This is a genomic window from Pseudomonas sp. P4_C3, assembly GCF_056402075.1.
In genome coordinates this window covers 1-4,036 of record NZ_JBFUIC010000343.1, presented here as the reverse complement: position 1 = coordinate 4,036, position 4,036 = coordinate 1, and the positions used below count along the sequence as shown (strand labels likewise).

General features: G+C 62.8%; 2 protein-coding genes and 1 pseudogene. All 3 read left to right on the top strand.

Going from position 1 to position 4,036, the window contains the following annotated elements; genetic code table 11:
- Nucleotides 1-324: 324 nt before the first annotated feature.
- Nucleotides 325-3,243, top strand: a complete 2,919-nt coding sequence (locus AC1DVH_RS27170; RefSeq protein ID WP_477756396.1) for a monovalent cation/H+ antiporter subunit A — start codon at nt 325-327, stop codon at nt 3,241-3,243.
- Nucleotides 3,243-3,587 carry a Na+/H+ antiporter subunit C gene (locus tag AC1DVH_RS27165; RefSeq protein WP_007973781.1) on the top strand — a complete coding sequence of 115 codons (345 nt, stop codon included), beginning with the start codon at nt 3,243-3,245 and terminating at the stop codon, nt 3,585-3,587. The genes AC1DVH_RS27170 and AC1DVH_RS27165 overlap by 1 nt, the downstream gene beginning before the upstream one ends.
- Nucleotides 3,584-4,036 (top strand): annotated as a pseudogene (locus AC1DVH_RS27160) (monovalent cation/H+ antiporter subunit D); the annotation flags it as partial. The gene AC1DVH_RS27165 and the pseudogene AC1DVH_RS27160, both read left to right, overlap by 4 nt.

The following is a 4,036-nucleotide window of genomic DNA, read 5'->3' as shown; positions in this document are numbered from 1 at the left end:
GCTGTCGCAGAATCCTACACGGTAGACGGAAAAGCCCTGATTCACATTGTTTCAGATAGAGGTTGGGGAGCCAGATAGGCCGCCATCGCGAGCAAGCTCGCTCCCACAGTGTTTTGGGTTGAACACAAGATTGTGTACACCTTCATACCCTGTGGGAGCGAGCTTGCTCGCGATGGCGGCCTATCTGGCTCCCCAACCTCTATCTGAAACAATGTGAATCAGGGCTTTTCCGTCTACCGTGTAGGATTCTGCGACAGCTTGGCGTTTGGTGATCCGGGAGCTGGCACGTATGATGCTTCACAAACTTCCGCAGATTAGAAGCCTATGTCCCTGATAGTTCTACTGCTTCTGCCTTTCATAGGCAGCTGTTTGGCGGCCGTGTTGCCGCACAATGCCCGTAACGCCGAATCTCTGCTAGCCGGCCTGATCGCCCTGATCGGCACCCTTCAGGTCGCATTCCTGTACCCGCAGATCGCCCATGGCGGCGTCATTCGCGAAGAGTTTTCATGGCTGCCCAGCCTGGGCCTGAACTTCGTCCTGCGCATGGACGGTTTCGCCTGGCTGTTCTCCATGCTGGTGCTGGGCATCGGCACCCTGGTTTCGCTGTACGCCCGCTACTACATGTCGCCGAACGATCCGGTGCCGCGTTTCTTCGCGTTTTTCCTGGCCTTCATGGGCGCCATGCTCGGGCTGGTGATCTCCGGCAACCTGATCCAGATCGTGTTTTTCTGGGAGCTGACCAGCCTCTTCTCGTTCCTGTTGATTGGCTACTGGCACCATCGCGCCGATGCCCGGCGCGGCGCCTACATGGCGCTGATGGTGACCGGTGCGGGCGGTTTGTGCCTGCTGGCGGGGGCCATGCTGCTCGGCCATGTGGTCGGCAGCTATGACCTGGACAAGGTCCTGGTCGCCGGCGACCTGATTCGCGCCCATGGCCTCTACCCGATTCTATTGCCCCTGATCCTGATCGGTGCCTTGAGCAAAAGTGCGCAATTTCCCTTTCATTTCTGGTTGCCCCACGCCATGGCCGCGCCGACGCCCGTGTCGGCGTATCTGCACTCGGCGACCATGGTCAAGGCCGGGGTCTTCCTGCTCGCGCGGCTATGGCCTTCGCTTTCGGGCAGTGAAGAATGGTTCTACATCGTCAGCGGCGCCGGCGCCTGCACCCTGTTGCTCGGGGCGTACTGCGCAATGTTCCAGAACGACCTCAAGGGCTTGCTGGCCTACTCGACCATCAGCCACCTCGGCCTGATTACCCTGTTGCTCGGCCTGAACAGTCCGCTGGCCGCCGTCGCCGCGGTGTTCCATATCCTCAACCACGCGACCTTCAAGGCCTCGCTGTTCATGGCCGCCGGCATTATCGACCACGAAAGCGGCACCCGCGACATCCGCAAACTCAGTGGCCTGTACAAGCTGATGCCGTTCACCGCCACCCTGGCCATGGTCGCCAGCGCCTCGATGGCCGGCGTACCGTTGCTCAACGGCTTCCTGTCCAAGGAAATGTTCTTCGCCGAAACCGTGTTCATCAATGCCACCCGCTGGGTCGAACTCAGCTTGCCGATCGTGGCAACCATTGCCGGTACCTTCAGCGTGGCATACTCCCTGCGTTTCACCGTGGATGTGTTCTTCGGTCCGCCCGCGACCGACTTGCCCCACACGCCCCACGAGCCACCGCGCTGGATGCGCGCGCCGGTCGAGTTGCTGGTGTTCACTTGTTTGCTGGTGGGGATCTTCCCGGCCCAGGTGGTCGGCCCGCTGCTCGCGGCGGCGGCGCAACCGGTGGTCGGCGGCACGCTGCCCGAGTACAGCCTGGCGATCTGGCATGGCCTGAACGCGCCGATGATCATGAGCCTGATCGCATTGTCCTGCGGCACCGTGCTCTATCTGCTGCTGCGCAATCAATTCAAGCGCGGACGCTTCAACCGTCCGCCGGTCATTGGTCGCCTGGACGGCAAGCACCTGTTCGAATACGCGCTGGTCGCGATCATGCGCCTGGCCCGTCGCCTGGAGCCGCGGATTGGCACCCGGCGCCTGCAAATGCAGTTGTTCCTGGTGGTGTTCGCCGCCGTGCTGGCCGGGTTGATCCCCATGCTGCACAGCAGCCTGCACTGGGGCGACCGGCCGAAAATCCCCGGGTCGATCGTCTTCGTCACCTTGTGGTTGCTGGCCATCGCCTGCGCCCTGGGCGCGGCCTATCAAGCCAAGTATCACCGGCTCGCGGCCCTGACCATGGTCAGCGTCTGCGGCCTGATGACCTGCGTCACTTTCGTCTGGTTTTCGGCGCCGGACCTGGCCCTGACCCAACTGGCGGTCGAAGTGGTGACCACGGTGCTGATCCTGCTGGGCCTGCGCTGGTTGCCACGACGGATCGAGGAAGTCTCGCCGTTGCCCGGCAGTCTGCGCCGGGCGCGGGTACGGCGGATCCGCGACTTGCTGCTGTCGACCGCGGTCGGTGTCGGCATGGCGTTGCTGGCCTACGCCATGCTGACGCGCCAGACCCCCAACGATATTTCCTCGTTCTACCTCAGCCGCGCCTTGCCCGAAGGCGGCGGCAGCAACGTGGTCAACGTGATGCTGGTGGACTTCCGTGGTTTCGACACCCTCGGTGAAATCACCGTGCTGGTGGCCGTGGCCCTGACCGTGTTCGCCCTGCTGCGCCGCTTCCGCCCACCGAAAGAAAGCCTGCAACTGCCGGCCCAGCAACGCTTGCTCGCACCGGACGTGGTCACCGACCTGGTCAACCCGCGTCATGCCAGCGACACCGCACTCGGCTTCATGATGGTGCCGGCGGTGCTGGTGCGCCTGCTGTTGCCGGTGGCGCTGGTGGTGTCGTTCTACCTGTTCATGCGCGGGCACAATCAACCGGGCGGCGGCTTTGTTGCGGGGCTGGTGATGTCGGTGGCGTTCATCCTGCAATACATGGTCGCCGGCACGCAGTGGGTCGAGGCGCAAATGAGCCTGCGGCCACTGCGCTGGATGGGCACCGGACTGCTGTTTGCCACGGCCACCGGGCTGGGTGCGATGCTGGTCGGCTATCCGTTCCTGACCACCCACACCTGGCATTTCTCGTTGCCGCTGCTGGGTGACATTCACCTGGCCAGCGCGTTGTTCTTCGACATCGGCGTATACGGCGTGGTGGTCGGTTCGACCCTGTTGATCCTCACAGCCCTCGCCCACCAATCGGTGCGGGGTCACAAAACCGCTGCCCAGCCTAAATCCGTTGCCATGAAGGAGGTCGTCTGATGGAAGAAGTCATCGCAATCGCCATCGGCGTACTGGCCGCGTCCGGCGTCTGGCTGATCCTGCGCCCACGGACGTTCCAGGTGGTCATGGGCCTGTGCCTGCTGTCCTACGGCGTCAATCTGTTCATTTTCAGCATGGGCAGCCTGTTCATCGGCAAGGAACCGATCATCAAGGACGGCGTACCGCAGGACTTGCTGCATTACACCGATCCGTTGCCGCAAGCACTGGTGCTGACGGCGATCGTCATCAGCTTTGCCATGACCGCACTGTTTCTGGTGGTGCTGCTGGCCTCCCGGGGCCTGACCGGCACCGACCATGTGGATGGCCGGGAGCCCAGGGAATGATGGCGATGACCCACCTGATCGTCGCACCCATTCTGCTGCCGCTGCTGACCGCCGCGATCATGCTGATGCTCGGCGAGAAGCACCGGCCGCTCAAGGCGAAGATCAATCTGTTCTCCAGCCTGCTCGGCCTGGGCATTGCCGTGGCGTTGTGGCAATGGACACAAACCACCGGCGTGCCCGGCTCCATCGGTGTGTACCTGCCGGGCAACTGGCAAGTGCCGTTCGGCCTGGTGTTGGTGGTCGATCGCCTGTCGGCACTGATGCTGGTGCTGACCGGCATCATAGGCGTCTGTGCCCTGCTGTTTGCCATGGCCCGCTGGGACGGCGCCGGTTCGAGTTTTCACGCGCTGTTCCAGATCCAGATGATGGGCCTTTACGGCGCGTTCCTCACCGCTGACCTGTTCAACCTGTTCGTATTCTTCGAAGTGTTGTTGGCGGCGTCCTACGGG